Consider the following 1,740-nt stretch of genomic DNA (forward strand, 5'->3'; position numbering starts at 1 on the left):
TTATTCCATTTTCTCTTTTCGGAAAATCCCATGTGATTTACGATGGTCCGCATATTGTTTGGGAAAACGATTCAAAAATAAACGTATTTTATCTCGTTCAAGACACGATTTTGTCAGAAAGTGAAGTAGTGAGTAAAGTTTTTTCGGATTTTAATAGCACCTTTACTTTTCCGGCGTTTGGTCCTGATGAAACCGGACAAGAATACACAATTTGCCAAACGCATAAGTCGGAAAAATTTATTTACACAAACATTCCGCAGATCTTCGCACTTGGAGATATGCACGGAGAATATGAACGATTGCTCGGTTTACTCGAATACAATAATATTGTTGATGAAAATTTGAATTGGCAATGGGGAAACGGGCATCTTGTATTTTGTGGTGATATTTTTGATAGAGGCGATAAGGTTACCGAAATTCTTTGGTTGATCTACAAACTGTCTCTTCAGTCCCAAAAAGCAGGTGGAAAAGTGCACTTTATCATTGGGAATCACGAAGAAATGGTGCTGAAAAACGATCTGCGATATGTAGCCCCAAAATATAATCTCCTGTGTGATTCATTGGGATACAATTATTCCGAACTGTTTGCGAAAAATTCGGAACTTGGAAAATGGCTAAGAAGCAAAAACGTGATTATAAAAATGGATAATCTTCTTTTTACACATGCGGGAATTTCACCGATTTTGTTTAGGCTGAATCTCTCATTAGAGGAAATAAATAAATCATTTCGCAATTATCTAAATAAAGAGGGCGGCTTTACTGATCTTGAGCAATTCCTTGCTGGAAGTTGGGGACCAATTTGGTACAGAGGATATTTTTACGAACGCAGTAAATATCCTAAGATTACAAAAGCAAAATTGCAGGAAATCCTGAAACATTATCAGGCTCGTTCGATAATTGTGGGACATACGCATGTAAATGAAATTGAACCGCTATTCAACGGACTTCTTTTTGGAGTGGACATCCCGATGGGAGAAGCCGGAATAGAGGATCAGGCACTTTTTATCAAGGATGGAAAATTCTACAGGTGTTATTCCGATAAAAATATGGAATTAATTTATTCCAAACAAAAATGAGAAAATCCATTGGACTGCAAAATGAAAGCAGACTTCATGCAGATCTGAAAAATTGGTATCAGTTACCCGGAGATAAATTTGAGTTTGAAATTGATAATTTTATCATTGATATTGTTCGTGAGAATTATCTGATAGAGATACAAACCGGAAATTTTTCCTCAATTAAGAAAAAATTGCAACAACTTTGTTTTAAACATAAAGTAAGAATGATTTACCCTCTGCCTTTGGAAAAACAGATTGTTTATCTTTCCACCAAAGGAAATCAAATTAGAAAAAGAAAATCTCCCAAACATTGTAAGATACAGGATATTTTTCATGAACTTGTTTATATTCCTCACTTGTTAAAAAATCATAATTTTTCTCTTGAAGTCCTTTTTACCAGCGAAGAAGAAATTCGTTGCAATGATGGAAAAGGTAGTTGGAGGCGGAAAGGCGTTAGTATTTTGGATAGAAGATTAATTGAGGTTTTGAAAAGCGAACAGTTTCTGAATCTTGACGATTATCTTCAATTCATCCCGTTTGAAAAAAATGTGAAATTTCTGACAAAAGAGGTGGCAGAATTTTATAGAATTTCAATAAATCTCGCTCGTAAAATTACCTACACTTTATCTCGCTGCGGAGTTATCGAAAATGTGGGGAAAAAGGGGAATGCTCTCGTTTATTC

The 1,740-nt window shown here is 35.1% G+C and carries 2 protein-coding genes; both read left to right on the plus strand.

The features are described 5' to 3' along the window. Positions 1-1,076, plus strand: a 1,076-nt coding sequence (locus U9P79_09350; protein MEA2104827.1) for a metallophosphoesterase, incomplete at its 5' end; no start/stop codon positions are given. After that, positions 1,073-1,740: hypothetical protein (locus U9P79_09355; GenBank protein MEA2104828.1), on the plus strand; the 668-nt coding region annotated here is incomplete at its 3' end. The genes U9P79_09350 and U9P79_09355, both read left to right, overlap by 4 nt.

This window comes from Candidatus Cloacimonadota bacterium (assembly GCA_034661015.1).
Taxonomy (GTDB): domain Bacteria; phylum Cloacimonadota; class Cloacimonadia; order JGIOTU-2; family JGIOTU-2; genus JAYEKN01.